Source organism: Terrabacter aerolatus (assembly GCF_007991735.1).
Taxonomy (GTDB): domain Bacteria; phylum Actinomycetota; class Actinomycetes; order Actinomycetales; family Dermatophilaceae; genus Terrabacter; species Terrabacter aerolatus.
This window is the reverse complement of record NZ_BJYX01000032.1, coordinates 1-24,880: the sequence shown is the minus strand read 5'-3', so window position 1 is coordinate 24,880 and position 24,880 is coordinate 1. Positions and strand designations below refer to the sequence as shown.

24 protein-coding genes and 2 tRNA genes are annotated in these 24,880 nt (G+C 71.5%); 12 read left to right on the top strand and 14 right to left on the bottom strand.

Going from position 1 to position 24,880, the window contains the following annotated elements; translation table 11 throughout:
* Positions 1–9 precede the first annotated feature (9 nt).
* Together TAE01_RS18925 and TAE01_RS18920 are read left to right on the top strand one after the other, a co-directional pair.
* Positions 10–759, top strand: coding sequence for a YaaA family protein (locus TAE01_RS18925; protein WP_147068369.1), 750 nt, complete (start codon positions 10–12; stop codon positions 757–759).
* A 1-nt stretch (position 760) separates the two neighbouring features.
* Positions 761–1,855: an SLC13 family permease gene (locus TAE01_RS18920; protein ID WP_147068368.1), complete on the top strand. Its 1,095-nt coding sequence runs from the start codon at positions 761–763 to the stop codon at positions 1,853–1,855.
* A 140-nt stretch (positions 1,856–1,995) separates the two neighbouring features.
* Here TAE01_RS18920 and TAE01_RS18915 read toward each other — a convergent pair whose 3' ends face one another.
* The 8 genes from TAE01_RS18915 to TAE01_RS18880 form a co-directional block, all read right to left on the bottom strand.
* Positions 1,996–3,198 carry an O-succinylhomoserine sulfhydrylase gene (locus TAE01_RS18915; RefSeq protein ID WP_147068367.1) on the bottom strand — a complete coding sequence of 401 codons (1,203 nt, stop codon included), beginning with the start codon at positions 3,196–3,198 and terminating at the stop codon, positions 1,996–1,998.
* A complete protein-coding gene (locus TAE01_RS18910) occupies positions 3,195–3,608 on the bottom strand; it encodes a rhodanese-like domain-containing protein (RefSeq protein ID WP_147068366.1) in 414 nt (137 codons plus the stop codon). Before TAE01_RS18910 ends, TAE01_RS18915 begins: the two co-directional genes overlap by 4 nt.
* Before the next feature lie 24 nt (positions 3,609–3,632).
* The gene (locus tag TAE01_RS18905; protein WP_147068365.1) at positions 3,633–4,640 is read right to left on the bottom strand and encodes a reverse transcriptase-like protein; all 1,008 of its coding nucleotides are present in this window, start codon (positions 4,638–4,640) and stop codon (positions 3,633–3,635) included.
* Positions 4,637–5,329, bottom strand: a complete 693-nt coding sequence (locus TAE01_RS18900) for a zinc ribbon domain-containing protein (protein ID WP_425581112.1) — start codon at positions 5,327–5,329, stop codon at positions 4,637–4,639. Before TAE01_RS18900 ends, TAE01_RS18905 begins: the two co-directional genes overlap by 4 nt.
* Positions 5,330–5,373: 44 nt before the next feature.
* Entirely contained in the window at positions 5,374–6,264 is an 891-nt protein-coding gene (locus tag TAE01_RS18895) for a Nif3-like dinuclear metal center hexameric protein (protein WP_147068363.1), read from the bottom strand.
* Between the two features lies 1 nt (position 6,265).
* Positions 6,266–6,338: transfer RNA gene (locus tag TAE01_RS18890), tRNA-Val, on the bottom strand.
* Between the two features lie 34 nt (positions 6,339–6,372).
* The gene (locus tag TAE01_RS18885) at positions 6,373–6,900 is read right to left on the bottom strand and encodes a peroxiredoxin (protein WP_147068362.1); all 528 of its coding nucleotides are present in this window, start codon (positions 6,898–6,900) and stop codon (positions 6,373–6,375) included.
* Positions 6,901–7,017: 117 nt separating this feature from the next.
* Positions 7,018–7,434, bottom strand: a complete 417-nt coding sequence (locus TAE01_RS18880) for a DUF3052 domain-containing protein (protein ID WP_147068361.1) — start codon at positions 7,432–7,434, stop codon at positions 7,018–7,020.
* A 294-nt stretch (positions 7,435–7,728) separates the two neighbouring features.
* Between TAE01_RS18880 and aceE the strand changes: the two genes are divergently transcribed.
* The gene (aceE, locus tag TAE01_RS18875) at positions 7,729–10,500 is read left to right on the top strand and encodes a pyruvate dehydrogenase (acetyl-transferring), homodimeric type (protein WP_147068360.1); all 2,772 of its coding nucleotides are present in this window, start codon (positions 7,729–7,731) and stop codon (positions 10,498–10,500) included.
* A 150-nt stretch (positions 10,501–10,650) separates the two neighbouring features.
* Here aceE and TAE01_RS18870 read toward each other — a convergent pair whose 3' ends face one another.
* Positions 10,651–11,604: a type IV toxin-antitoxin system AbiEi family antitoxin domain-containing protein gene (locus TAE01_RS18870; protein WP_186815296.1), complete on the bottom strand. Its 954-nt coding sequence runs from the start codon at positions 11,602–11,604 to the stop codon at positions 10,651–10,653.
* A gap of 214 nt (positions 11,605–11,818) precedes the next feature.
* Here TAE01_RS18870 and argG point away from each other — a divergent pair, with 214 nt between their 5' ends.
* The 8 genes from argG (at position 11,819) to fabF (ending at position 19,948) form a co-directional block, all read left to right on the top strand.
* Positions 11,819–13,243: an argininosuccinate synthase gene (argG, locus tag TAE01_RS18865; protein WP_147068358.1), complete on the top strand. Its 1,425-nt coding sequence runs from the start codon at positions 11,819–11,821 to the stop codon at positions 13,241–13,243.
* Between the two features lie 125 nt (positions 13,244–13,368).
* The gene (locus TAE01_RS18860) at positions 13,369–13,833 is read left to right on the top strand and encodes an SRPBCC family protein (protein ID WP_147068357.1); all 465 of its coding nucleotides are present in this window, start codon (positions 13,369–13,371) and stop codon (positions 13,831–13,833) included.
* A gap of 72 nt (positions 13,834–13,905) precedes the next feature.
* Positions 13,906–14,622, top strand: a complete 717-nt coding sequence (locus TAE01_RS18855) for a class I SAM-dependent methyltransferase (protein ID WP_147068356.1) — start codon at positions 13,906–13,908, stop codon at positions 14,620–14,622.
* A 92-nt stretch (positions 14,623–14,714) separates the two neighbouring features.
* Positions 14,715–15,926 carry a PucR family transcriptional regulator gene (locus TAE01_RS18850; protein ID WP_147068355.1) on the top strand — a complete coding sequence of 404 codons (1,212 nt, stop codon included), beginning with the start codon at positions 14,715–14,717 and terminating at the stop codon, positions 15,924–15,926.
* Positions 15,927–16,022: 96 nt separating this feature from the next.
* On the top strand, positions 16,023–16,955 hold the full coding sequence (locus tag TAE01_RS18845) for an ACP S-malonyltransferase (RefSeq protein ID WP_147068354.1): 933 nt from the start codon (positions 16,023–16,025) through the stop codon (positions 16,953–16,955).
* A 151-nt stretch (positions 16,956–17,106) separates the two neighbouring features.
* Positions 17,107–18,162 carry a beta-ketoacyl-ACP synthase III gene (locus tag TAE01_RS18840; protein WP_186815295.1) on the top strand — a complete coding sequence of 352 codons (1,056 nt, stop codon included), beginning with the start codon at positions 17,107–17,109 and terminating at the stop codon, positions 18,160–18,162.
* A 165-nt stretch (positions 18,163–18,327) separates the two neighbouring features.
* On the top strand, positions 18,328–18,576 hold the full coding sequence (locus TAE01_RS18835) for an acyl carrier protein (RefSeq protein ID WP_020145270.1): 249 nt from the start codon (positions 18,328–18,330) through the stop codon (positions 18,574–18,576).
* Positions 18,577–18,697: 121 nt separating this feature from the next.
* Entirely contained in the window at positions 18,698–19,948 is a 1,251-nt protein-coding gene (fabF, locus tag TAE01_RS18830) for a beta-ketoacyl-ACP synthase II (protein ID WP_147068353.1), read from the top strand.
* A 96-nt stretch (positions 19,949–20,044) separates the two neighbouring features.
* Here fabF and TAE01_RS18825 read toward each other — a convergent pair whose 3' ends face one another.
* The 5 genes from TAE01_RS18825 to TAE01_RS18805 all read right to left on the bottom strand — a co-directional run bounded on the left by TAE01_RS18825 (position 20,045) and on the right by TAE01_RS18805 (position 23,807).
* Positions 20,045–21,253, bottom strand: a complete 1,209-nt coding sequence (locus tag TAE01_RS18825; RefSeq protein ID WP_147068352.1) for an RtcB family protein — start codon at positions 21,251–21,253, stop codon at positions 20,045–20,047.
* A 119-nt stretch (positions 21,254–21,372) separates the two neighbouring features.
* Positions 21,373–21,747 carry a WhiB family transcriptional regulator gene (locus TAE01_RS18820; protein WP_147068351.1) on the bottom strand — a complete coding sequence of 125 codons (375 nt, stop codon included), beginning with the start codon at positions 21,745–21,747 and terminating at the stop codon, positions 21,373–21,375.
* Entirely contained in the window at positions 21,744–22,250 is a 507-nt protein-coding gene (locus TAE01_RS18815) for an HNH endonuclease (protein WP_147068350.1), read from the bottom strand. Before TAE01_RS18815 ends, TAE01_RS18820 begins: the two co-directional genes overlap by 4 nt.
* A 532-nt stretch (positions 22,251–22,782) precedes the next feature.
* The gene (locus TAE01_RS18810) at positions 22,783–23,298 is read right to left on the bottom strand and encodes a DUF3145 domain-containing protein (protein ID WP_147068349.1); all 516 of its coding nucleotides are present in this window, start codon (positions 23,296–23,298) and stop codon (positions 22,783–22,785) included.
* 146 nt (positions 23,299–23,444) lie between these two features.
* Entirely contained in the window at positions 23,445–23,807 is a 363-nt protein-coding gene (locus tag TAE01_RS18805; RefSeq protein ID WP_147068348.1) for a bifunctional 3-phenylpropionate/cinnamic acid dioxygenase ferredoxin subunit, read from the bottom strand.
* A gap of 147 nt (positions 23,808–23,954) precedes the next feature.
* Between TAE01_RS18805 and TAE01_RS18800 the strand changes: the two genes are divergently transcribed.
* A tRNA-Ile gene (locus TAE01_RS18800) sits at positions 23,955–24,031 on the top strand.
* Positions 24,032–24,880: the final 849 nt, after the last annotated feature.

Below are 24,880 nucleotides of genomic sequence, written 5' to 3'. Positions count from 1 at the left end.
CTGACCCCCGTGCTCATCCTGCTCCCGCCGTCCGAGGGGAAGACGGCCCCCCGGCGGGGACGGTCGCTCGACCTCGGCACCCTCTCCTTCCCGGAGCTCACGCCCCTGCGCGAGTCGCTCGTCGAGACCGTCACCCGGGTGAGCGGTGAACCCGACGCCGCAGGCGTGCTCGAGGTCAACCCCAACCTCGTGACGGAGATCGAGCGCAACACCCGCCTGCTGAGTGCTCCCACGGCGACCGCGTCCCACGTCTACACCGGCGTGCTCTACCAGGCCCTCGACGTCGACTCGCTCGACGCGGCCTCCAAGCGCCGGGCGAACCGCTGGGTCGTCGTCGTCTCGGCCCTCTTCGGCGCGCTGCGGCTCGCCGACCGCGTGCCGGCCTACCGCGTCAACATCTGCAGCACGCTCCCGGGGGTGGGCTACCTGTCCCACGAGTGGCGCAAGGAGCTGCCCCCCGCCCTCGACGCCGCGGTGAAGCCCCGCGAGCTCGTCGTCGACTGCCGGTCGAGCACGTATGCCGGCCTGTGGCGTCCCACGGGTGAGCGCGCCGAGCGCTGGGTGCACGTCACCGTCCCCGGCGCGTCGCACATGGCCAAGCACACCCGAGGCCTCGTGACCCGTGAGCTCGTGCAGGCCGAGGCGCCCCGCACCCCGCAGGCCCTGGCCGAGCGGCTCGCGGAGCGCTTCGAGGTCGACCTCACTCCCCCGCCCCGCGCGGGCCGACCGTGGCTGCTGGCCACGACCCCGAGGACGTGACGTGGTCTTCGACCTGAGCCAGCTCGTCGACCGCGTCGCGCCGATCCTCGTCTTCCTCGTCGCGATCACCGTCGTGGCCGAGATCTGCGACCTCTCCGGGCTCTTCGACGTCCTCGCCCACCACGCCGCGGAGCTGGCGCGCGGGCGGGTCATCCTGCTGTGGCTGCTCATCGTCGCGCTCGGCGTCGCGTGCACCGTCGTGCTCAGCCTCGACACGACGGCCGTGCTGCTGACACCCGTGGCGATCGCGGTCGCCCGGCAGGTAGGAGCGCCTCCGCTGCCGTTCGCGATGACGACGCTCTGGCTGGCCAACACCGCCTCGCTGCTGCTCCCGGTCTCGAACCTGACGAACCTGCTGGCCCTGCACCCGTTCGCCGGGCTCGGCGTCGGGACGCTCGGCTACATCAGGCTCATGGCCGTGCCGGCGGTGGCCGCGGTACTCGTCACCATGGCCGTGCTCTGGCTGCTGCACCGGCGCGACCTGCGCGGCTCCTACGAGACGCCTCCAGCGGCCGACCCGCACGACCGCGTGCTCATGCAGATCACCGGCGGCGTGTGCATCGTGCTCGCCCCGGCCTTCGTCGTCGGCATCCAGCCCGCGCTCGCCTCGCTCCCCGCGGCCGGTCTGCTGCTCGCCGCGACCTACTGGCGCGCCCCCGAGCTGCTCCGGCGCATCAAGGTGCCGTGGCTCACCGTCATGGGGATCTGCGTGCTCTTCCTCGTCATCGACGCCGCACTCCGCCTCGGGCTCGAGTCGTGGCTGCGCACCGTCGTCGGGCACGGCACCGGCATGGCCGACCTCTTCCGGGTCAGCGGTCTCGGCGTGCTCGCCTCCAACGGCATCAACAACCTGCCCGCCTACCTCGCCCTCGAGCCGGCCGTCACCGACTCACCGGCGCGGCTCGCGGCGCTGCTCATCGGCGTCAACACCGGCCCCATCATCACGATGTGGGGCTCGGTCGCGACCCTGCTGTGGGCCTCGCGCTGCCGCTCCGCCGGGCTCACCGTCGACGCCGGCCGCATCGCGCGCACCGGGGCCCTCTGCGCCGTCACGGTCGTGGCCGCGGCGACCCTGGCCCTCGCCGTCACCGCCTGACCCGGCGCGACGGCATACCCCCTCCCCCGTCGAGTGGGCACTTCGACACATCGAGTGGGCAGTTCCGCACGCAGCACGGTGCCCACCCGACGTGCGTGACGTCGAGTGGGCACTGTGTCACGCGTACGCGTGCGGCGGGCTCAGCCGAGCGCGCGAGCCAGGTCCTCGACGAGGTCGCGGACGTCCTCGAGCCCGACGGAGACCCGGAGCACGCCGTCGGTGATGCCGACCGCGGTCCGCGCCTCCGGAGCCAGGCGCCGGTGCGTCGTCGTCGCCGGGTGGGTGATGAGGGACTTCGAGTCACCGAGGTTGTTGGAGATGTCGATGACCTGCAGCGCGTTCATGAGCGCGAACGCCTCGTCCTTGCCGCCGTCGAGCTCGAACGTCACGACGGTCCCCGCCGCCCGCATCTGCCGCTTGGCCAGCTCGTGCTGCGGGTGCGACTCGAGGAACGGGTGGACGACGCGGGTGACCTTCGGGTGCGACTCGAGGAAGCGGGCGACCTCGAGCGCGCTCTCGGCCATCCGCCCGACGCGCAGCGACAGGGTCTCGAGACCCTTGAGCAGCACCCACGCGTTGAACGGTGACATCGACGGACCGGTGTGGCGCATGAGGTTCTGGACTGGGCCGTCGATGAACTCCTTGGGACCGAGCACCGCTCCGCCGAGCGCGCGCCCCTGGCCGTCGATGTGCTTGGTCGCGGAGTAGACGACGATGTCGGCGCCGAGCTCGAGGGGCTTGGAGAAGACGGGGGTGCCGAAGACGTTGTCGACGACGACCTTGGCCCCGGCGGCGTGGGCCAGCTCGGTGACGGCCGAGATGTCGACGAGCTCCTGCATGGGGTTGCTCGGCGTCTCGAAGAAGACGGCGGTCGTCGGCTCGGCGAGTGCGGCACGCCACTGGTCGAGGTCGGCGCCGTCGACGAAGACGGTCTCGACGCCCCACCGCGGCAGGATCTCGTCGAGGATGACGAAGCACGAGCCGAAGAGGGCGCGCGAGGACACGACGCGGTCGCCCTGGCCGAGGAGGGCCGCGAGCGCGACGAAGACGGCGGACATCCCGGAGCCCGTGGCGAAGCACGCCTCGGCGCCCTCGATCTGGCGCAACCGCTCCTCGAACATCGTCACGGTCGGGTTGCCGTAGCGGGAGTAGACGAAGCGGTCGACGTCGCCCTTGAAGGCCGCCTCGGCGTCCTCGGCCGTCTCGTAGACGAAGCCGGACGTCAGGTAGATCGCCTCCGAGGTCTCCTCGAAACCACTGCGGGACAAGCCTGCCCGCACCGCGAGGGTGTCGGGGCGCCAGTTCGAGGTCACGTCGGCCGGGTTGGTCTCGTCGGCACTCATCCCTGCACCCACGGCAGGCCCGCGACCTTCCACCCCGAGACCGAGCGGTGACGCTGGTCGTCGTGCGGGCCCTCGAAGCCGTCGAGCACGTTGTGCGACCGCGTCCAGCCCTCACGGGTGGCGGCCTCGGCGGCGGCGACCGAGCGCACGCCCGAGCGGCAGAGGAAGTAGACGGGGGCGTCCTTGGGCACGCCAGCCGCAGCCAGGTCCGCGGTGAAGCCGTCGTTGACGGCCCCGTCCGGGAAGGTCTGCCACTCGACGAGGACGACGTCCTTGCCTGCGGCACTCAGGTCGGGCAGTCCGACGTAGGACCACTCGGCCCTCGTGCGCACGTCGACGAGCACCGCACCGGGCTCGTCGCGCAGGACCGACCAGGCCTGCTCGGGGGTCACGTCACCGGCATAGCTCATGCTCCGAATATCGCACAGCGTCCGTCAGGCGAGATGGGCAGTCCGATTGGTGAAAGCCACCGACGCGGAGCCGTCCTCCCAGACCTCGACGGCGGTGAGGCTGCCGGGCGCGGTGGCGAGCGCCCAGAAACGCTCGGCGGGGGTGCCCAGCACGTCGCTGAGCACGGACAGCACGCCGCGTCGGCTCGTCACCGCGACGACGGTGCCCCCGGCCGTCACGAGCGAGTGGTATGCCGTCCGCACCGTCGCGTCGGCGCCCTCGCCGGGTGCCCGGCCGGACCAGTCCGCCGACGTGGCCGCCTCGGAGTCCAGGGCCGCCGCGAGCTCGCGCGCGACGTCGGCGGCGACGGGGTCGTCCGCGCTGACGACCTGCGCCGAGGACACAAGCCGGGACACGGCCGCCACGATGCGCGGGGTCGGGGCAGGGTCGAGCGGCGCCTGGACGAGCAGCAGCCGCAGGGGGCGGGCCGCCGGGGCCTGTCCCGGCCCGGTCGGGGCCTCGGCCGTATCTGCTTGGGGCGCAACAGGACCGGAGCTGCTGTCCACGTGGCCTGCATTGTCGTCGGTCGAGGTGAGGATGCGGTGAATGCTCTTGCCGTCCATCGCGTCGTTGCTCAGCGCGTCGGCGTCCTTGTTCTTCTCGCGGGGGATCCACTGGAAGTCGACGCTGCCGCCGGCGTCCGAGATCTCGGCGCACAGGTCGCGCGCCTCGAGCGCGAGGCGACGCATGTCCTCGTGCTTGATCTTCCAGCGGCCCGACATCTGCTCGACGACGAGCTTGGAGTCCATTCTGACGTGCACGCTCGCGCCCGGGTCCAGCTCGAGCACGGCGCGCAGGCCGGCGAGCAGGCCGGAGTACTCGGCGACGTTGTTGCTCGCCGTTCCGAGCGGCTCGGCCAGCTCGACGAGGACCCGGCCGCTCGACGGGTCACGGACGAGGGCACCGTAGCCGGCGACGCCCGGGTTGCCCCGTGAGCCGCCGTCGGCCTCGATGACGAGCCGACGTCCCGACCCGCGAGACGCAGCCGTCACAGACCTGACTCGCCCGTGCGGATCATGATGCGACGGCACTCCTCGCAGCGCACCACCTCGTCCTCGGGGGCGTTGCGGATGCGGGCGAGGTCGACGTTGCCGAGCTCGAGGCGGCAGCCACCGCACCGGCGGTGACGCAGCTCGGCGGCGGCCATGCCACCGCTGCTGGCGCGGATCTTCTCGTAGAGCGCGACGAGGTCCTCACCGACGCCGGCGACGATGTCGGCACGTCCGGACCCGACCTTCTCGGCCTCGGCGTCGAGCGTCGAGAGTGCGGCGTCGCGCTCGGACTCGAGGGCCTCGACCCGCGCGACGAGCTCGGTGTGACGCGACTCGAGCTCGGCGACACGGGCCGTCAGCGACTCGCTGCGCTCCATGACCTCGAGCTCGACCTCCTCGAGCTCGGACTGGCGCCCCGCGAGCGACGTCAGCTCGTGCTGCAGCGCCTGGAGGTCCTTGGCGTTGCCCTGGCCGGCGTCGAGCCGCGACTGGTTGCGGGCCGCACGGTCACGCACGAGCTGGACGTCCTGGTCCGACTTGGTGAGCTCGCGCTGGACGTCACCGGCCGCCGTGCGCGCGTTGACAATGTCGGTCTCGAGCGCACCGAGCTCCCGGCGCGCCGCCTCGACCGCAGGCGTCTGCGGCAGGGTCGCCTTGGCGTGCCGGATCTGGTCGAGACGTGTGTCGATGGCCTGCAGGTCGAGCAGGCGCCACTGGCGGGACGGGTCGGCTTTCAGGACACACCTCCGGGTTCAGGAGCCGCGCGGTCGGCCCGCTCGGCGTTCGCACCGACGACGAACGTCCACGGCTCGGTGCGGATGGTTGAGACTCTGGTCTCGACCCTAGTGGCTCCGGGAGCCTCCCCCAGCGCCGACAGCAGCCGGTCGCGGCCGCTCGTCAGCCACAGCGACTCCGTGGCCCAGTGACCCGCGTCGACGAGGTAGGGCCGCCCGCCGCGTGCTTCTTCACGCGCCTCGAGGACCGGGTGGTGGCGCAGGTCGGCGGTGACGTAGACGTCGGCGCCGCTCGCGCGAACGTCGTCGAAGCGGTCGTCGCCCGAACCGCCCATGACCGCAACGGTCCTCACGAGGCCCTCCGGGTCACCGCTGACGCGGATCCCCCCGGCCGTGTCCGGCAGGGCCGCTGCCACGGTGTCGGCGAACTCGGCCAGGCTGACGGCTGCGACGAGCTCGCCGACCCGCCCTGCGGCACGGGACCCCTCGACCGAGAGTGGACGCTGGTCGGTCAGGCCGAGGGCGTCGGCCAGCACCGTCGAGACGCCGGGGTCGGCGACGTCGGCGTTCGTGTGGCCCACCCACAGGGCGACGCCGCCCTGCACGAGCGCGGTCACCGAGGCGCCCTTGGCCGACGACGTCGCCACCGAGTGCACCCCGCGCAGGAGCAGCGGGTGGTGGGTCACGAGCAGGTCCGCGCCCCACTCTCGCGCCTCGTCGATGACCGCCAGGGTCGGGTCGAGCGCGAAGAGGATGCGGCGCACCGGCTGGTCGAGGTCGCCAGCCACGAGGCCGACCCGGTCCCAGTCGGCCGCGCTCTCGAGGGGGTAGAGCGCCTCGAGCGCCGCGACGACGTCGCGGAGGCTGAGGACGGGGGCGGGATCGTGCACGTGGGCCCGGCCGGGCTCGAACCGACGACACCCGCGGTGTAAACGCGGTGCTCTACCAACTGAGCTACAGGCCCTCACTCACCGGCCGGCGTCACCGGCAGGCGGCGGTCAGCCTACGGCATCGCGCTGGCCCGCGCGGAGGGTCGCGAGCGCCTCGCGGTAGGCCCGGAAGTCGCGCCCCTGGCCGATGCCGCGGACCTCGGACCACACGAGGCGACCCGACCGGTCGAGCAGGAACGTCCCGCGCAGCGCGAAGCCGTCCTCGTCGTCGAGCACGCCGTAACGACGGGCCACCTCGCCGTGCGGCCAGAAGTCCGACAGGAGCGGGAAGAAGTGCCCCTCGGCGTCGGCCCAGGCCCGCAGCGTGTACATCGAGTCGCACGAGACCGCGAAGATCTGGATGTCGTCGTGCTGGAAGTCCTCGAGCCCGTCGCGGATCTCACGCAGCTCGCCGCGGCAGATGCCCGAGAACGCCGCCGGGTAGAAGACGACGACGGCGTTCTTCAGGTCGCGCACCGCGGACAGGCTGACGTCGACGCCGTACTGGTCCACGAGGGTGAAGTCGGGGGCCAGGTCCCCGACCTCCAGCGGCGCGGACGCCTGCACCGGCGACTCGCTCGGGTACGCGTTCGTCATGCGGGCCAGTGTGACACCACCGGGACGTCCCCCGCGCCACCCTCGACAGCCACCGGACGTCGACCGCCAGGTCCGGGTCACGCCGGCAGAGCCGGGTACCTCTTCAGCGGCGCGGGCTCAGCGGCGCGGGCCCTTCGGCGGCATGAGCCGCGTGGCGGCCCAGTCGGCGGCCACGTTGACCTGGCCGCCGGTCGTCAGGCCCGCCGTCGACGCGGCCTCCTCGACGACACTGGCATCGACATGACCGGAACGTCCGGCCTTGGGCGTCAGCAGCACGATGAACCCCTGGTCGAAGAGCTTCGTCAGCCCGTCCACCATGAGGTCCACGAGGTCGTCGTCGCCGTCGCGGTACCAGAGCAGCACCCCGTCCGCGCCGTCGTTGAAGTCCTCGTCCTCGAGCTCGGTCCCGATGACGTCCTCGAGCCCGAACCGCAGGTCGTCGTCGACGTCGTCGTCATAGCCGAACTCCTGGATGACCTGCCCCTTGGCAAATCCGAGCTTGCTGAAGGACGCCGCTCCCGCGGTCTCGCTCACTGTCACCGGTCCTCTCGATCGTTCGCGCGTCGTGTCGTGGCGTGGGTGCCACGAGATCAGTGCACTGGCTCCGACGCTATCGCGCAAGCCCGACCCGATGGGCGCACAACGCCCGCGCCGCGCCCGAGGGAGCACACGGCATACCACCGGGTGGGACGGCGGTGGCGTCGAAGCGCCCGCCCCGGCGCTGGACCCGAGTGTGACGGCCACCACGGTTTGGTAGAGGATGGGTGGGTGCAGCGCCGTGGCCGACCGGCCGCGGGCGCCGCCTCGCGACGAGAAAGGACCCACGACGTGGCATCCGAGGCCGGACCGATCCTCAACGGCATCCCCAGTCAGCTCCCGGACATCGACCCGGACGAGACGCAGGAGTGGATCGACTCGCTCGACGCCGTCCTCGACGAGAAGGGCCGGACGCGGGCGCGCTACATCATGCTCAAGCTCATCGAGCGCGCGCGCCAGCAGCAGGTCGGTGTCCCGTCCCTGACGGCGACCGACTACATCAACACCATCCCGCCGGAGCGCGAGCCGTGGTTCCCGGGCGACGAGGACGTCGAGCGCGAGATGCGCCGCTACATCCGCTGGAACGCCGCGATCATGGTGCACCGCGCACAGCGACCCGGCATCGGCGTCGGCGGCCACATCTCGACCTACGCGTCCGCCGCGACGCTGTACGAGGTGGGCATGAACCACTTCTTCCGCGGTAAGGACCACCCCGGCGGCGGCGACCAGGTCTACTTCCAGGGCCACGCCTCCCCCGGCATGTACGCCCGCAGCTTCCTCGAGGGGCACCTGACCGAGGCGCAGCTCGACGGCTTCCGCCAGGAGAAGAGCCACCTCGTCGACGGCAAGGTCGAGGCCGTCCCGTCCTACCCGCACCCGCGGCTGCTGCCCGACTACTGGGAGTTCCCGACGGTGTCGATGGGCATCGGCCCGATGAACGCGATCTACCAGGCGCAGTTCAACAAGTACCTCCACAACCGGGGCATCAAGGACACCAGCCAGCAGGACGTCTGGGCCTTCCTCGGCGACGGCGAGATGGACGAGCCCGAGTCGCGCGGCCTGCTGCAGCTCGCCGCCAACGAGGAGCTCGACAACCTCAACTTCGTCATCAACTGCAACCTGCAGCGGCTCGACGGCCCGGTGCGCGGCAACGGCAAGATCATCCAGGAGCTCGAGGCGTTCTTCCGCGGCGCCGGCTGGAACGTCATCAAGGTCGTGTGGGGCCGCGGGTGGGACCCGCTGCTCGCCGCCGACCGCGACGGCGCACTCGTGCACATCATGAACCAGACGAGCGACGGCGACTACCAGACCTTCCGCGCCAACGACGGCAAGTACGTCCGCGACCACTTCTTCGGTCGCGACCCGCGCACCGCCAAGATGGTCGAGGGCTGGAGCGACGACCAGGTCTGGTGGGACCTCAAGCGCGGCGGCCACGACTACCGCAAGGTCTACGCGGCCTACAAGGCGGCGCGAGAGCACACCGGCCAGCCGACCGTCATCCTCGCCAAGACGATCAAGGGCTACGGCCTCGGCTCGCACTTCGCCGGCCGCAACGCCACGCACCAGATGAAGAAGATGACGCTGGACGACCTCAAGGCCTTCCGCGACAGCCTGCGCATCCCGATCACCGACGAGCAGCTCGAGGCCAACCCCTACCAGCCGCCGTACTACCACCCGGGCGCCGACAGCGAGGTCATCAAGTACTCCGTCGACCGGCGGAGCAAGCTCGGTGGCACCCTCCCGAGCCGCCGCGTCGACTTCGAGCCGGTCAAGCTGCCCGGCGACGAGGCCTACGCCCAGGTCAAGAAGGGCTCGGGCAAGCAGGAGGTCGCCACGACGATGGCGTTCGTCCGCCTGCTCAAGGACCTGCTGCGCGACAAGGAGTTCGGCCCGCGCATCGTGCCGATCATCCCCGACGAGGCACGCACGTTCGGCATGGACGCGTTCTTCCCGACGATCAAGATCTACAACCCCAACGGGCAGAACTACACCCCGGTCGACGCCGAGCTCATGCTCGCCTACCGCGAGAACGTCAGCGGCCAGATCCTGCACCTCGGCATCAACGAGGCCGGCTCGCTCGCGGCGTTCACGGCCGCCGGCACGTCCTACGCGACGCACGGCAAGCCGATGGTCCCGATCTACGTCTTCTACTCCATGTTCGGCTTCCAGCGCACGGGCGACTCGATCTGGGCGGCCGCCGACCAGATGACGCGCGGCTTCCTCATCGGCGCCACGGCCGGTCGCACCACGCTGACCGGTGAGGGCCTGCAGCACGCCGACGGCCACAGCCCCCTGCTCGCCGCGACGAACCCCGCGGTCGTGCACTACGACCCGGCGTACGCCTACGAGATCGCGCACATCATGCAGGACGGCCTCACGCGGATGTACGGCGAGGGCAAGACGCCCGAGGAGTCGAACGTCATCTACTACCTCACCGTCTACAACGAGCCGATCCAGCAGCCCAAGGAGCCCGACGACGTCGACGTCGAGGGCATCCTGCGCGGCATGCACCGGATCTCGACGGCGAACACCGAGGGCTGGACGCACGAGGCTCCGCGCGCGCAGATCCTCGGCTCCGGCGTGGGTGTGCCGTGGGCGCTCGAGGCGCAGCAGCTGCTCGCCGACGACTGGGGCGTGGCCGCCGACGTGTGGTCGGTGACCTCGTGGAACGAGCTGCGTCGCGACGGCCTCGCCGCCGACGAGCAGGAGTTCCTCTCCCCCGACGCCGAGAAGCGCGTCCCCTGGGTCACCCAGTGCCTCGAGGGCACCGAGGGCCCGGTCGTCGCCGTCTCCGACTACATGCGGGCGGTCCAGGACCAGATCCGGGAGTGGGTGCCCGGCCGCTACGCCTCGCTCGGGGCCGACGGCTTCGGCTTCTCCGACACCCGCCCGGCGGCACGCCGGTTCTTCCACATCGACGGCCCGTCGGTCGCGGTGCGGACGCTCCAGCTGCTCGCCAAGGACGGCAAGGTCGACGCCGACGTCCCGCGCCGCGCCGCCGAGAAGTACCAGCTCGACGACGTCACCGCCGGCACGTCCGGCAACGCGGGCGGCGAGAGCTGACGCTCACCCGCTGACGTATGCCAGGTGGCCCGGTCCCTGCCCAGGGACCGGGCCACCCGCGTACCCCCGGGCGCTGGTGGACGACGTGCGCTTGGCGTCACCGCACCCTGTTGCGTCGAGGGTGTGTGGCGCCAAGCGCACGGCGTGCGGTCAGGCGGCGGTTGCGAAGGCCGCCTGCAACCGCGCCAGGACGACCTGGGGCCGGCTCAGGTCGGCCCAGACGATGCGCACGACCACCCAGCCGGCCCTGCGCAGCGCGTCCTCTCGCTGCTTCTCCTCGAACAGGGCTCGCCGGTCGTCGTACTTGACCGCTCCGTCGAACTCGACGAGCACTTTCGTCCCCCGGAGGCGGAAGTCGGGCCGGTAGCGGCGACCCTCGACGACCAGTTCGACCTGCGGCTCGAGCTCGAAGCCGAGTGAGCGCACCAGGTGGGCGGTGCGCGTCTCACCCGGGGACTCGTGCCTGCCGTCGACCCACGACAGGGCCGCCCGAACCGGGCCGATGCCCGTGTGACCGCGGAAGAGTGTCGACACCTCCGCGAGCTCCTCTCGCGTCGTCGCCCCCGAGCGCACGGCAGCGTCAGCGGGCACGAGGAACGCCTCGGGGCCCCCGAGCAGGCCGGCCTGCAGCAACGCCACTGCGACCGGCACCACACGCATCCGCCAGCTGACCGGCCCGTCTGACGATGGCCCGAGGCGCAGACCTGCGAGCGGCTCGTGAACCACCACACCCGGACGCCGGACCGTCGCGTTGCGCCGACTCACGGCGCCGCTGTCGACGTCGGCACGAAAAGGGTCCACGACGGAGGTCAGGTGCACGGTCGCGAGGTCGGCGGCATAGGTGGGCAGGCCGGTGAGCAGGAGACGCGAGTGGTGGCTGACGGCCGCCCGTGCGGCGTACTGCCGTCCCAGCGCTCCTGCCCTGAGGACGTGCAGGCGCTCCGCCGAGATGGCGTGTCCGTCGTGGACGGCGAACCAGCCCCGGGCGAGCCGCAGGCACCGCCCCTCCCGGACGAGGCGGCGGAGCGTGTTGGAGTCGAGACCCACTCGGGTGGCGTCGGCGGTCGAGAAGACGCCGCCCCGGGCGATCTGGCGCAGGTCCATGGCGACCACCGTGGCACTCGCGCCGAACGGCGCGGCAGCCGCGCGCAGCCGCTGTGGACGGTGCCCACGCCTGCCCCGGGGCTGTGGACGCCCGTATGCCGTGCGCTTGCGAGCACGCCACGCGCCTGCGTCCGCGTGGGCAGACGGGAAGCGCACGGCATACGCCCCCGAGGCGATTGGATAGGTATGCGCGACTATGCATATACTTACATCCATGTCCAAGGTCCTGACCTCGCTCCCCGTCGGTGAACGTGTCGGCATCGCCTTCTCCGGCGGTCTCGACACCTCGGTTGCTGTCGCGTGGATGCGCGAGAAGGGCGCCGTGCCCTGCACCTACACGGCCGACCTCGGGCAGTACGACGAGCCCGACATCGACTCCGTCCCCGGCCGGGCCGGCCAGTACGGCGCCGAGATCAGCCGTCTCGTCGACTGCAAGGCCGCCCTCGTCGAGGAGGGCCTGTCGGCCATCGCGTGCGGTGCCTTCCACATCCGCAGCGGCGGCAAGACGTACTTCAACACCACCCCCCTGGGTCGTGTCGTGACCGGAACCCTGCTCGTGCGCGCCATGCAGGACGACGGCGTCTCGATCTGGGGCGACGGCTCGACCTTCAAGGGCAACGACATCGAGCGGTTCTACCGCTACGGCCTCATGGCCAACCCCAACCTGCGCATCTACAAGCCGTGGCTCGACGCCGACTTCGTCACCGAGCTGGGCGGCCGGCACGAGATGTCCGAGTGGCTGACCGCTCGCGAGCTGCCCTACCGCGCATCCGCCGAGAAGGCGTACTCCACCGACGCCAACATCTGGGGCGCCACGCACGAGGCGAAGACCCTTGAGTTCCTCGACGAGTCGATCGAGGTCGTCGAGCCCATCATGGGCGTCAAGTTCTGGGACCCGTCCGTCGCCATCGAGACCGAGGACGTCACCGTCCGCTGGGAGCGCGGGCGTCCCGTCGCCATCAACGGCACGGAGTATGCCGATGCTGTCGCCCTCGTCGACGCGGCCAACCGCATCGGCGGCCGTCACGGCCTCGGCATGAGCGACCAGATCGAGAACCGCATCATCGAGGCGAAGTCGCGCGGCATCTACGAGGCCCCGGCCATGGCGCTGCTCCACATCACCTACGAGCGGCTCGTCGCGGCGATCCACAACGAGGACACGATCGCCAACTACCACGCCGAGGGCCGCAAGCTGGGCCGCCTTCTCTACGAAGGCCGCTGGCTCGACCCGCAGGCGCTCATGGTCCGTGAGTCGATCCAGCGATGGATCGCCTCCGCCGTCACGGGCGAGGTGACGATCCGCCTGCGCCGCGGTGACGACTGGTCGATCGTGGGCACCGCTGGGCCGGCCTTCAGCTACCACCCCGAGAAGCTGTCGATGGAGCGCACCGAGGACGCGGCATTCGGTCCCGTCGACCGCATCGGCCAGCTGACGATGCGCAACCTCGACATCGCCGACTCGCGCGCCAAGCTCGAGCTGTATGCCGCCCAGGGCCTGCTGGGTGCCGACGCTCGCGAGCTCGTCGGCGAGCTGACCCCCGGTGGCGCCGCCGCGATCTCGGCCAACCCGGCCGCGCTCGGCGTCGACAACGAGGACGACGCGCTCGACCGCGCGGCCATGGAGTTCGGCACCGACTGACCCTCCCCATCCCGTCGTTCGAGGTGATCCCGGTGGCCGCGTGGCCGCCGGGATCACGGCGTCCCGGGGTCGGGGTCGGCTGCGGGGTCGGTCCCGGCGGACCTCCGATCGGGTAGGGGCCCTGTATGAGCGACAACGGCAGAATCACCGTCCAGCGCACCATCGACGCCCCGGCAGCCGAGATCTTCGACGTGCTCAGCAACCCGAAGCGTCACCCCCAGCTCGACGGATCCGGCTTCGTCCGCTCCGACGAGAAGGCCGAGCGCATCCAGAAGGTCGGCGACGTGTTCCGGATGAACATGGCCGGCGACCACATGGGTGGCGAGTACCAGACCGACAACACCGTGTCGGGCTACTCGCACAACGCCCTGCTCGCATGGAAGACCGCGCCCGCCGACACCCCGCCTCCCGGCTGGGAGTGGATGTGGGAGCTGACGCCGGAGGGCCCGAACGCGACCCTCGTGACGTTGACCTACGACTGGAGCCACGTCACCGACAAGGAGACCCTGTCCAAGGTCAGCTTCCCCCTCGTCGACAAGGGCCAGCTCGAGGACAGCCTCGGCAACCTCGCCTCGGCCGTCTCCAGCTGACCGGAACCTGCTGCTGACACCGACGGCGGCGACCGCCAAGCTTCCCCGGTCGCCGCCGTTAGGGTGCCCACCATGGACACGACGACCTCGATGACCGATGCCGGGCGCGTGGCGGGCCAGTACGCCACCACCGACAACCTCAGCACGCGGCGGAGCGTCTGGGGTCCCGGCCCCGAGTGGGTCTCGCCGGTCGACGTCCTCCGGACCCTCGTGGTCTCGTCCCAGCCGAGCCACGTCGTGGAGATCGGCTGCGGCACCGGACAGTTCGCCCGATCGGTGCTCGACGAGGTTCCGGGGCTGCACTACGTCGCGACCGACCTCTCCCCCGCGATGGTCGCTGCCACGCGCGCTCTGGGCGTCACCGCGACGGTGGCTCCCGCCGACCGCCTCCCGTTCGCCGACGGCTCCTTCGACGGCGCCGTCGCCGCCTGGATGCTCTACCACGTGCCCGACCTCGACACCGCCCTCGGCGAGGTCCGCAGGGTGCTGCGTGACGGAGGCACCCTGCACGTCGCGACCAACGGCCGTGAGCACCTCGCCGACCTGCTGCGTGACGCCGGCGGGAGCCCGCTCGTCACCCAGTTCACGTCGGAGGACGCCGCGGAGGTGCTCGGGCGACACTTCGGGCGGGTCGTCCAGCGAGACGTCGAGACCCGCGCCACGTTCCCCCACCACGCCGCTGCGTGCGCCTACCTCGCGACCTTCGCGCCGGCGCTCGCCCGGGCGCTGCCACCCTTCGAGGGACCGAGGACGTATGCCGGCCACACCGCGGTGCTCTCGGCCCGCTGACCCCTCGTGGCCGCGCGCTCGCGCGAGCGCGCCGACGCACGGTTTGTGAACGGCATACAAAGTTGGTGGCGGCCCGCCCCTAGGCTGGCACCGTGACCGACCGGCGGCAGCATCCGAGCGAGGCGACCTCGCGCGCCGTCGAGCGCAGCGCCGGCGAGCTCTCGACGCTCGCCTCGCAGCGGATGGAGGAGCACCTGCGGTGGTACCGCGAGCTCTCGGCCGAGGAGCGCTCGCAGGTCGGCCTCGTCGCCCAGGCGGGCATCTCGCAGTTCATCGCCTGGTTCCACCAGGAGGAGAGCCACCAGCCGTCGGCCATCTCGATCTTCGCCAACGCGCCCCAGGAGCTGACCCGGTCGGTGAGCCTGCGCCAGACGCTCGACCTCGTGCGCACCGTCGTCGACGTCGTCGAGTCGCGCGTCGAGAGCCTCGCGGGCCCCGGTGACGAGCAGCTGCTGCGCGAGTCGGTCCTGCGCTTCTCGCGCGAGATCGCCTTCGCCGCGGCCGAGGTCTATGCCGGCGCGGCCGAGGCCCGGGGCGCGTGGGACGCCCGGCTCGAGGCGCTCGTCGTCGACGCGGTGCTCCGCGGCGAGGCCGACGACTCCATGCAGTCACGCGCGAGCGCCCTCGGGTGGGGCGACGTCGCCGACGTGACCTTCGTCGTCGGCAGCACGCCTGCCGTCGCCGGCGGCGCCGTCCCCGCCGTCGACGACCTGCGCAGGTCGGTGCGCCAGCACCGGGTGGAAGCGCTCGCCATCGTCCAGCGCTCCCGCCTCATCGCGATCCTCGGCGGGACGCGCGACGCCTCGCGCGTCGTCGAGGCGGTCGCCGACTGCTTCGGTCCGGGGCCTGTCGTCGTCGGGCCCACGGTCCCCCACCTCTTCGCCGCCGGGAGGTCGGCCCGGGCCGCCCTCAGCGGTCTCTCGGCCGCGGCCGCGTGGCCGGACGCGCCGCGCGTCATCGAGTCGGACTCGGTCATGCCCGAGCGGGCGCTCGCCGGCGACCCACCCGCCCGGCGGATCCTCGTCGAGCGCATCTACCGGCCCCTCGCGGCCGCGAGCCACGCACCCCTGCTGCAGACGGCGACCGCCTACCTCGAGACCGGAGGCTCCCTCGAGGCCAGCGCGCGAGCCCTGTTCGTGCACCCCAACACCGTGCGCTACCGGCTGGGGCGCATCTCGGACGTCACCGGCTACGACCTCACGTCACCGCGCGAGGCGTGGACGGTGCGCATCGCCCTGGCGCTCGGCCGGCTCGGAGCGACGCCCGTCCCATCGTCAGCGTCGGGTGCGGCACGCGGCGGCTGACACAGCGGCCATTGGAGGAAACCTCCAAACTATCCACCGCGACTTCGTGGCATTCGGTGACGAGGTCCTCACCGGTAACCCGGAAAGGTTGACCACGTGCTAGCGATCGTGTGCCCAGGACAGGGCTCCCAGACTCCCGGCTTCCTCACCCCGTGGCTCGAGCTCGACGGGGTGCGTGACCAGCTGACCGCGCTCGGTGGGCCAGCCGGCCTCGACCTCGTGACGCACGGCACCGAGTCCGACGCGGAGACCATCAAGGACACCGCGGTCGCGCAGCCCCTCATCGTGGCAGCCGGGCTCGTCACGGCCGCGGCCCTCTTCCCCGCCCGGGACGACCTCGCCGCCACCGGCGCCGTCCTCGCCGGACACTCGGTGGGAGAGCTGACGGCGACAGCCCTCGCGGGCGTCGTCACCGACGAACAGGCCATCTCGCTCGTCGCCACCCGAGGCCGCGCCATGGCCGAGGCCAGCGCGGTCACGCCCACCGGCATGGCGGCGGTGCTGGGGGGCGACCCCGACGAGGTGCTGGCCGCCCTCGAGGCCCACGGCCTGACGCCCGCCAACATCAACGGCGCCGGACAGGTCGTCGCCGCCGGCACGCTCGAGCAGGTCGCGGCACTCCGCGAGGCCGCGCCCGCCAAGGCACGGGTCATCCCGCTCCAGGTCGCCGGCGCCTTCCACACGACCCACATGGCTCCGGCGGTCGAGGCCCTCGCGGCCGCTGCGGCCGGCGTCACCCCGTCGGCCCCGACCGTGCGCCTGCTGTCCAACGCCGACGGCGCCACGGTGGCCGACGGCCCGGACGCGCTCGACCGGCTCGTCCGCCAGGTCAGCAACCCCGTGCGGTGGGACCGGTGCATGGAGACGATGCTCGCGCTCGGCGTCACCGGCCTGATCGAGCTGGCTCCCGCCGGCACCCTCGTGGGGCTCGCGAAGCGCGCGATGCCCGGCGTCGAGACCCTCGCCGTCAAGACCCCCGACGACCTGGAGGCCGCCCGGACCCTCATCGGGGCCCACACGGCCTCGTGACGCACCATGACTGGCGCTCCGCCCCCGACAGGGGCACGCTCATGGAGAGGCGGCACCACAGCGGCGGCGACCCCGTCACTGCCGGACCGCTCCAGCGCCGGTCGGCGAACCCTTCGACCCACCTGAACCCTCACCCTCGAGAAGGCCTCACGTGACATCCCCCAGCGCCACCGCGCCGACGCCCAAGGGCACCGGCACCCTCGTCGATTCCGGCGCCGCACGCCACTCGCGGATCCTCGGCGTCGGTGCCTACCGCCCGGCCCGCGTCGTCATGAACTCCGAGATCGTCGACAAGATCGACTCGAGCGACGAGTGGATCCGCGAGCGGTCCGGCATCATCAGCCGCCACTTCGCCGCCCCCGACGAGAGCGTCATCGACATGGCCGAGGCGGCCTCCCGGCAGGCCCTCGAGCACGCCGGCATCGCGCCGGAGCAGATCGGCTTCGTCCTCGTCGCCACGGTGACGCACCCGTACCAGACCCCCGCCGCCGCGCCGGAGCTCGCCTCGCGCCTCGGGTCGACGGCACCGGCCCTCGACATCTCGGCCGCGTGCGCCGGCTACTGCTACGGCGTGGCGATGGCCAGCGACATGGTCAAGGGCGGCTCGGCCGACTACGTCCTCGTCGTCGGCGTCGAGAAGCTCAGCGACTTCACCGACCCCTACGACCGTGGCAGCGCGTTCATCTTCGGCGACGGCGCGGGCGCCTGCATCGTCGGCCCGAGCGACACCCCGGGCATCGGCCCGACCGTGTGGGGCTCGGACGGCACGCAGCGCGACGCCATCACGCAGAAGCAGGCCTGGACCGACGTGCGCGAGTCGTGGCAGACCGCGCAGGCCGACAAGAACGTGTGGCCCGCCATCGGCATGGCCGGCCAGACGGTCTTCCGTTGGGCCGTCTGGGGCATGGCCCCCGTGGCGCAGCAGGCCATCGACAAGGCCGGCATCAAGGCCGACGACCTCGACGCCTTCATCCCCCACCAGGCGAACATCCGCATCATCGACGCGATGGTCAAGCAGCTCAAGCTGCCGGCCGACATCCCCGTGGCCCGCGACATCGTCACGACCGCCAACACCTCAGCCGCCTCCATCCCCATCGCGACGACGCGCATGCTCGCCGAGGGGGAGATCCCCAGCGGCGGCCTCGCACTCCAGATCGGCTTCGGTGCCGGCCTGGTGTATGCCGCGCAGGTCGTCGTGCTGCCCTGAGCAGGCTCGTCCCGGGCAGTCCCACACTCCCGCCGGTCCCGACGGGTCATTCGGGCCAGGGACGTCATCCAGAGCGGATGCCGGCCCCGCAACACCCCGGCAACACCCCAGCACCACCCAGAGCACGAACCGCCAACCGAACCGAACCGAACAAGGAGCAGACAGATGGCTCAGTCCGAGCAGGAGATCCTCGAGGGTCTTGCCGAGATCGTCAACGAGGAGACCGGTCTCGACACCGCGTCCGTCGAGATGGACAAGTCCTTCACCGAGGACCTCGACATCGACTCCCTCTCGATGATGACGATCGTCGTCAACGCCGAGGAGAAGTTCGGCGTGCGCATCCCGGACAGCGAGGTCAAGAACCTCAAGACCGTCCGCGACGCCGTCACCTTCATCGCCGGCGCGCAGTCCTGACCCACCCGGTCGGCGCCCGGCCCGTCCGGGCGCCGACCGAGCCGCACCACCCGTTCCACCCGCACACCAGCTCCACCCCTCGCACGACCTCACCCCACTCGACTCAGAGGAGCACGTCACCATGACGTCCAATCGCGACCGACGCGTCGTGGTCACCGGTCTCGGCGCCACCACGCCCCTGGGCGGAACCGCCACGGAGACGTGGGAGGCCCTGCTCGCCGGCCGGTCCGGCGCCCGCCCGATGGAGTTCGACTGGGTCGCCAAGTACGAGCTCCCCGTGACCTTCGCCGCGACGATCCACACCCCGCCCGGCGACGTCCTGACCAAGGTCGAGACCCGCCGCCTCGACCCGTCGAGCCAGTACGCCCTCATCGCCGCCCGCGAGGCCTGGGCCGACGCGGGCAAGCCCGAGGTCGACCCGGAGCGCCTCGGCGCGGCCATCGGCTCCGGCATCGGCGGCGTCTGGACGCTCCTCGACCAGTGGGACAACCTGCGCGAGAAGGGCCCGCGCCGGGTCTACCCGCTCGCCGTCCCGATGCTCATGCCCAACGGACCGGCGGCCGCGGTCTCGCTCGACCTCGGGGCCCGCGCGGGCGCCCACACCACGGTCAGCGCCTGCGCCTCGGGTGCCGAGAGCATGGGCTACGCCATCGACATGATCCGCACCGGGCGCGCCGACGTCGTCGTGGCCGGCGGCACCGAGGCTGCGGTCCACCCGCTGCCGATCGCCGGTTTCGCCGCGATGCAGGCGCTGTCGACCCGCAACGACGAGCCGGAGAAGGCGTCGCGTCCCTATGACACCGGCCGTGACGGCTTCGTCCTCGGCGAGGGTGCTGCGGTCATCGTGCTCGAGTCGGAGGAGCACGCCCGCGCCCGCGGGGCCCGCATCTACGCCGAGCTGGCGAGCGTCGGCATGTCGGCCGACGCGCACCACATCACGGCGCCCGAGCCCAACGGCTCCGGCGCGTCCCGGGCGATGCTGTATGCCGTCGAGCGGGCCGACCTGTCGCCCACCGACATCATCCACATCAACGCCCACGCCACCTCGACCCCGGTGGGCGACGTGGCGGAGTACAACGCGATCAAGCGCGCCTTCGGCGACCACACCGACGACCTGACGGTGACGGCGACGAAGTCCATGACCGGCCACCTCCTCGGTGCGGCGGGCGCGCTCGAGGCCGTCATCACGATCCAGTCGATCTACAACCGCCTCGTGCCCGCGACGATCAACCTCGACGACCAGGACCCCGAGATCCACCTCAACGTCGTGACCGGCGAGCACCAGAAGCTCCCCGACGGCGACATCGCTGCCCTCAACAACTCCTTCGGCTTCGGTGGGCACAACGTCGCCCTGGCCGTCCGCAGCATCTGAGTCGCACCCCACCACCGGCGCCGACGCAGAGGCCCCTCGACCATCGTTGGTCGAGGGGCCTTGCGGTGCAACGGATCTCCTCGGTGCGAAGCACCGTCATCCCTTCACGCAGAGAAGCGTGTTGAGCCGGGCGACGACCTCGACGAGGGGGCTCGGTCCCGTCGTCTGCGCCGCGATCACCGACTCGAGATCCTTGTAGGCCGAAGGGATCTCGTCGATGACGCCGGCGTCCTTGCGGCACTCGATTCCTGCGGTCTGGGCCCGGAGGTCCTCGACCGTGAACCGGCGCTTCGCAGCGTTGCGCGACATCCGGCGACCGGCACCGTGGCTCGCGGAGTTGAAGGACGCCTCCTTGCCCAGGCCACGGACGACGTAGGAGCCCGTACCCATGGATCCCGGGATGAGGCCGAGGTCGCCGACCCCGGCCCGGATGGCGCCCTTGCGCGTCACGACCACGTCCACGCCGTCGTAGGTCTCCTCCGAGACGTAGTTGTGGTGGCAGCGCACCGGCTCGTCGAAGACGACGTGCGGGAAGTGACGCGTGACGACCTCGCGCGTCGTCGCCATCATCACCTCGCGGTTGAGCAGGGCGTACTCCTGGGCCCAGTAGAGGTCGTGGAGGTAGGCCGCCATCTCACCTGTCCCGGCGAGGAACACCGCGAGATCGCGGTCGGGCAGGCCGAGGTTGTGCTCGAGCGTCTTGGCCGTCGCGATGTGCCGCTCTGCGAGCTCCTTGCCGATGTTGCGCGAGCCCGAGTGCAGCATGAGCCACAGCCGGCCGTCGTCGGCCTCGCACAGCTCCCAGAAGTGGTTGCCACTGCCCAGCGACCCACACTGCGCCGCAGCGCGATTCACCCGGTCCGAGATCTTCGGCGCACGCAGCTCCACGAACCGCCCCATGAGCGTGTCGAAGCGACCGGCGAGACCGGCGTCGCGCGCCAGCACGGGCGCGCTGCCGTCGTTGGAGTTCCAGCCGACGGGCAGGACCGACTCGATCGCCGAGCGCAGCGGACCGAGGTCGTCGGGCAGGTCTGCCGTCGTGAGGTTGGTCCGCACGCCGGTCATCCCGCAGCCGATGTCGACGCCGACGGCGGCGGGCGACACGGCGTCGCGCATGGCGATGACGGAGCCCACGGTCGCGCCCTTGCCGAGGTGGACGTCCGGCATGACGCGCAGGCCGTGGACCCACGGCAGCCGGCTGATGTTGCGCAGCTGGTCGAGCGCGGCCGTCTCGACGTCGTCGGGGTCGGCCCACATCAGCGTGGAGGCCTGCGCGCCCGGGAGCGCGACAGGGAAGGTGGTCATGGCGGTCATCCTTTCGTGATCCGGGCGGTCGCCCCATGGTCGTCGAGTGGTGCTGCAGGCGTATGCCGGGTGGCGCAGGTCCGCTGGGAGCCAGCCACCCGGCATACGTCCTCGGTGTGTCAGGCGATGCGCGCCGTGTCGTGCGACGACGGGCGCACGTTGCCGGGGAGCTCGGTCGTCGGGCGGCCCTTGGCGAGCAGCTGCCCGCCCCAGACGCCCCACTCGAGCCGCAGCCGGGCCACGGCGAGGCAGGTCTCCACGAGCGGGCACGCCCGGCAGACGGTCCGGGCCTGCTCGGCGTCGGCCTCGGTGGCCGGCCAGAAGAGCTCGGGATCGTGGGAGGCGCAGCTCGGCTCCACGCCCGCCGGCTCGAAGGGGTGCTCGGTCGCGGCACGGAAGATCCACGCGTCGAGGCCTTTGGGGCTCCCGGCGGCGGCGCGGAGCCCGACCTGTCCGAGGGACTGGGTGTGGACGATCGTGCGGTTCCTGGTCATCTGGCGGGCTCCTTCCCGGAGTCGGTGAGGTGGGTGACGTGCGGCGAGGTGGTTCGGGCGAAGTGCAGCTGCACCCGGGTGGGGACGTACGGCTCCCAGCGCAACGGCATCCGTGCCTCGTCGGGCGTTCGGTCACCCTTGCGGAGGTTGCACGGCTCGCACGCCGCGACCGCGTTGGCCCAGGCCGTGGCGCCGCCGCGGGAGCGCGGCAGGACGTGGTCCATCGTCGTGGCCGTGAACCGGCCGCAGTAGGCGCAGCGGTGTCGGTCGCGGAGCAGCACACCCTCGCGGGAGTAAGTCGCCCGCGTCCGCGAGTAGAGCCACTTCTGCTCGACGTACCGCACGAGCCGGACGACGACCGGCACCCGGTAGGGCCCGATCCGCTCGGTCGCGTGGACCTCGACGGGGGTGGCGACCCCGCGCCAGATCATCTGCACCGCGTGCCGGACGGAGACCCGGTGCAGCAGGGTCTCGTCGGCGTTCCACACCTCGACCTGGGTCATGGCCGGGCCTCCTTCCACCATGTCGTCGCGTCGTCGTCCGGTCGTCGGGTCGTCCGTGTCCGTCGGTTGCCTCAGAAGGGCGGCATGAGAAGAGCCGCCCGACCGGTCATCCCGGTGGGCGGCTCGGAGGACGGAGCCGGTCAGGCTCTCGCGTCAGCGAGATGGCAGCGGGGGACGCCGGGTCTGGTCGTGCCGGATGCGGCACTCCCCTGGAAACGGGTAGGCCACATCGGCGAGGCACAGGCTGCGCTTCGCTTCCATGGTGAGTCCCGTTGCCATGACTGGCTCCTCGTTGCGGATGGTCTCGGTGAGGGCGCCACCGGGTGGTGCGCCCGCTCGATGATGACACGGGCCGTCGGCGGTCGCCCACTGCTTTTCGGCGGAGATGGCGAGCGGAGATGGCGAGCGGAGATCGCGAGCGGAGGTGGGGCGCGCGTGGAGGCGCGACGAGGGCCCGGGAGCACGAACCGCCCGGGCCCTCGTCACGGAGGACGCTGCGCTGGAGGTCGCGGCGCCCGAGCCGGGTGGTGGGTCACCCCACCTTGTGCATCCACCGGACCGCGGCGCCGTCGCCGGCGTAGCGGAACACCTCGAGCTCCTCGTCCCACGGGAGGCCGAGGAGCAGGTCGATCTCGTCCTGGAGGGCCTCGACGTCACCGCGCGTGCGCAGCATCGCCTCGCGGAGCCGGTCCTCCTGCACGACGGCGTCACCCGACGCAGACGTCATGGTGTGGTGGATGCCGAGCCTCGGGGTGTAGGACCAGCGCGCTCCGTCGCACCCCGGCGACGGGTCCTCGGTCACCTCGTAGCGCAGACCGTCCCAGCCGCGCAGGGCGCTGGCGAGCTCGGCCCCGGTGCCCGGGGCGCCGGACCACGACAGCTCCGTGCGCATCATCCGCGGTGCGGCGGGCTGGGCGATCCAGTCAAAGGTCACCTGTTGGTCGAGGACGGCCTCGATCGCCCACGTGATGTGCGGGCACAGCGCGGCCGGGGCTCCGTGGATGAACAGAACCCCGCCTGTCTGGGTGCGCGACATCGCGACAGCCATCCGAACCTCCTGAAGTTGCAGGGACGTCTTCCCCAACGCCTGCTACTTCGTGATCCGGTCGTCCGTCTCGGTGACTGCTGGCCGTGCGTGCTCGCCTGCGAGCACCCGCCCATTGTGCACCATGCGGCACACGGGCACCAGCAGTCTCAGGAGTTGATTTGTCCCGTTTCGACCTGAGCCGGAACGCCGGGAAAGAGGTAGACCTCCTCGCCCCTGACCTCGACCCGATGGGTGCGGACGGGCTTCGTGGCGGGCAGGCACATCGGCCTGCCGTCGGCCAGGCAGAAGCGCGTCGCGTGCAGCGGGCACTCGACCTCGCCGGCCTCGATCCAGCCCTCCGCGAGCGAGGCATCCTCGTGCGAACACGTGTCGTCGAGGGCGTAGTACGTCCCGTCGTCGTCGCGGAAGAGCGAGATCGCGTCCGCCGTCGCCGTCAGCGCCGTGTCGAGCACGAGCGCCTCGCCCGGCTCCACGTCGTCGACCGCCGCCACCCGGATGCCGTCACTCATTCGCTCTTCCTCACCTGATCGGGGCTTCGGTCACGGCGAGCCTAGAGGGTGCGCGGTGTCCCGGTTCGGGGCACCTCGCCCCTGGAGCACCGCGGACGCCTCGCTAGACTCCACGCGACCTCGTCGGCCAGCGCCGCCGTCGGTCCCGGGGCAGTAGCTCAGCCGGTCAGAGCAGCGGACTCATAATCCGTCGGTCCAGGGTTCAAGCCCCTGCTGCCCCACCACACGCTGTGTCGTGATTCGCCCCGTGCCCGAACGTTCGAGATTCGCCTGAGGCGCGACTGCCGGAGCCCACGACCACTTTCACCGGGTCGCCCACCGGCGCGCGTTTGCATCGACCGCCAGCGGCGGATTCGCCCAGGACACGCACGGGGCGGGTTCTGCCGACTCCCCCGGCAGAACCCGCCCCGCAACTTCCCCCCAGGCCGGCCCCCCACGGCCGACCCATCCCGGCCGCATCCCCCACGGTTCTGCCGGAATTCCTCCCCCTCGATCTCTACTGTGCCCTCCCGTCTGCAAGATCCGGCCTGTCGAACTGACGGGCTTTGCGCAAGATCCGTGCAAGGAACCGCCAAGGGAGTCGTCGATGCACAAGGCCTCGCCGCGCCACTCCTGGGGGTTGTTGCCGCGGACTACAGGCCCGGGACCGGCACGACTGGGAGATCACCAGATGCCGAACAGCCCACCCTGAGCTGGATGGAGTCCCGGGCTAGTCAGAGACGGCGACTTCGGAGCCATCACTTCGAGGCCACCGTCTGCGCCGCCCGACCCCATCGAGCTGTCGCAGTGGGAGCGGTTCATCACCGCGCACAGGACGGTGCCGAACGACTCCCACGCGCGATGGAGGGCTCCCGATGCCGCGAACTCACCGTTCCGCTTCTCGCTCGACAGGATCCACGACACCGTGAACACACCGTGAGGCCGGGCGGAACCCCGTGCGATATGAAGAAGGTGCTCACCCCCGGCAAACGACGCCTGCGCGTGCCTCATGTGGTATCCACCGCCTGAGGCACTGGCCGCTTGAGGCACTGACCGCCTGAGGCACTCCCGCCGCCTGGTCCCGACCGTCCGCC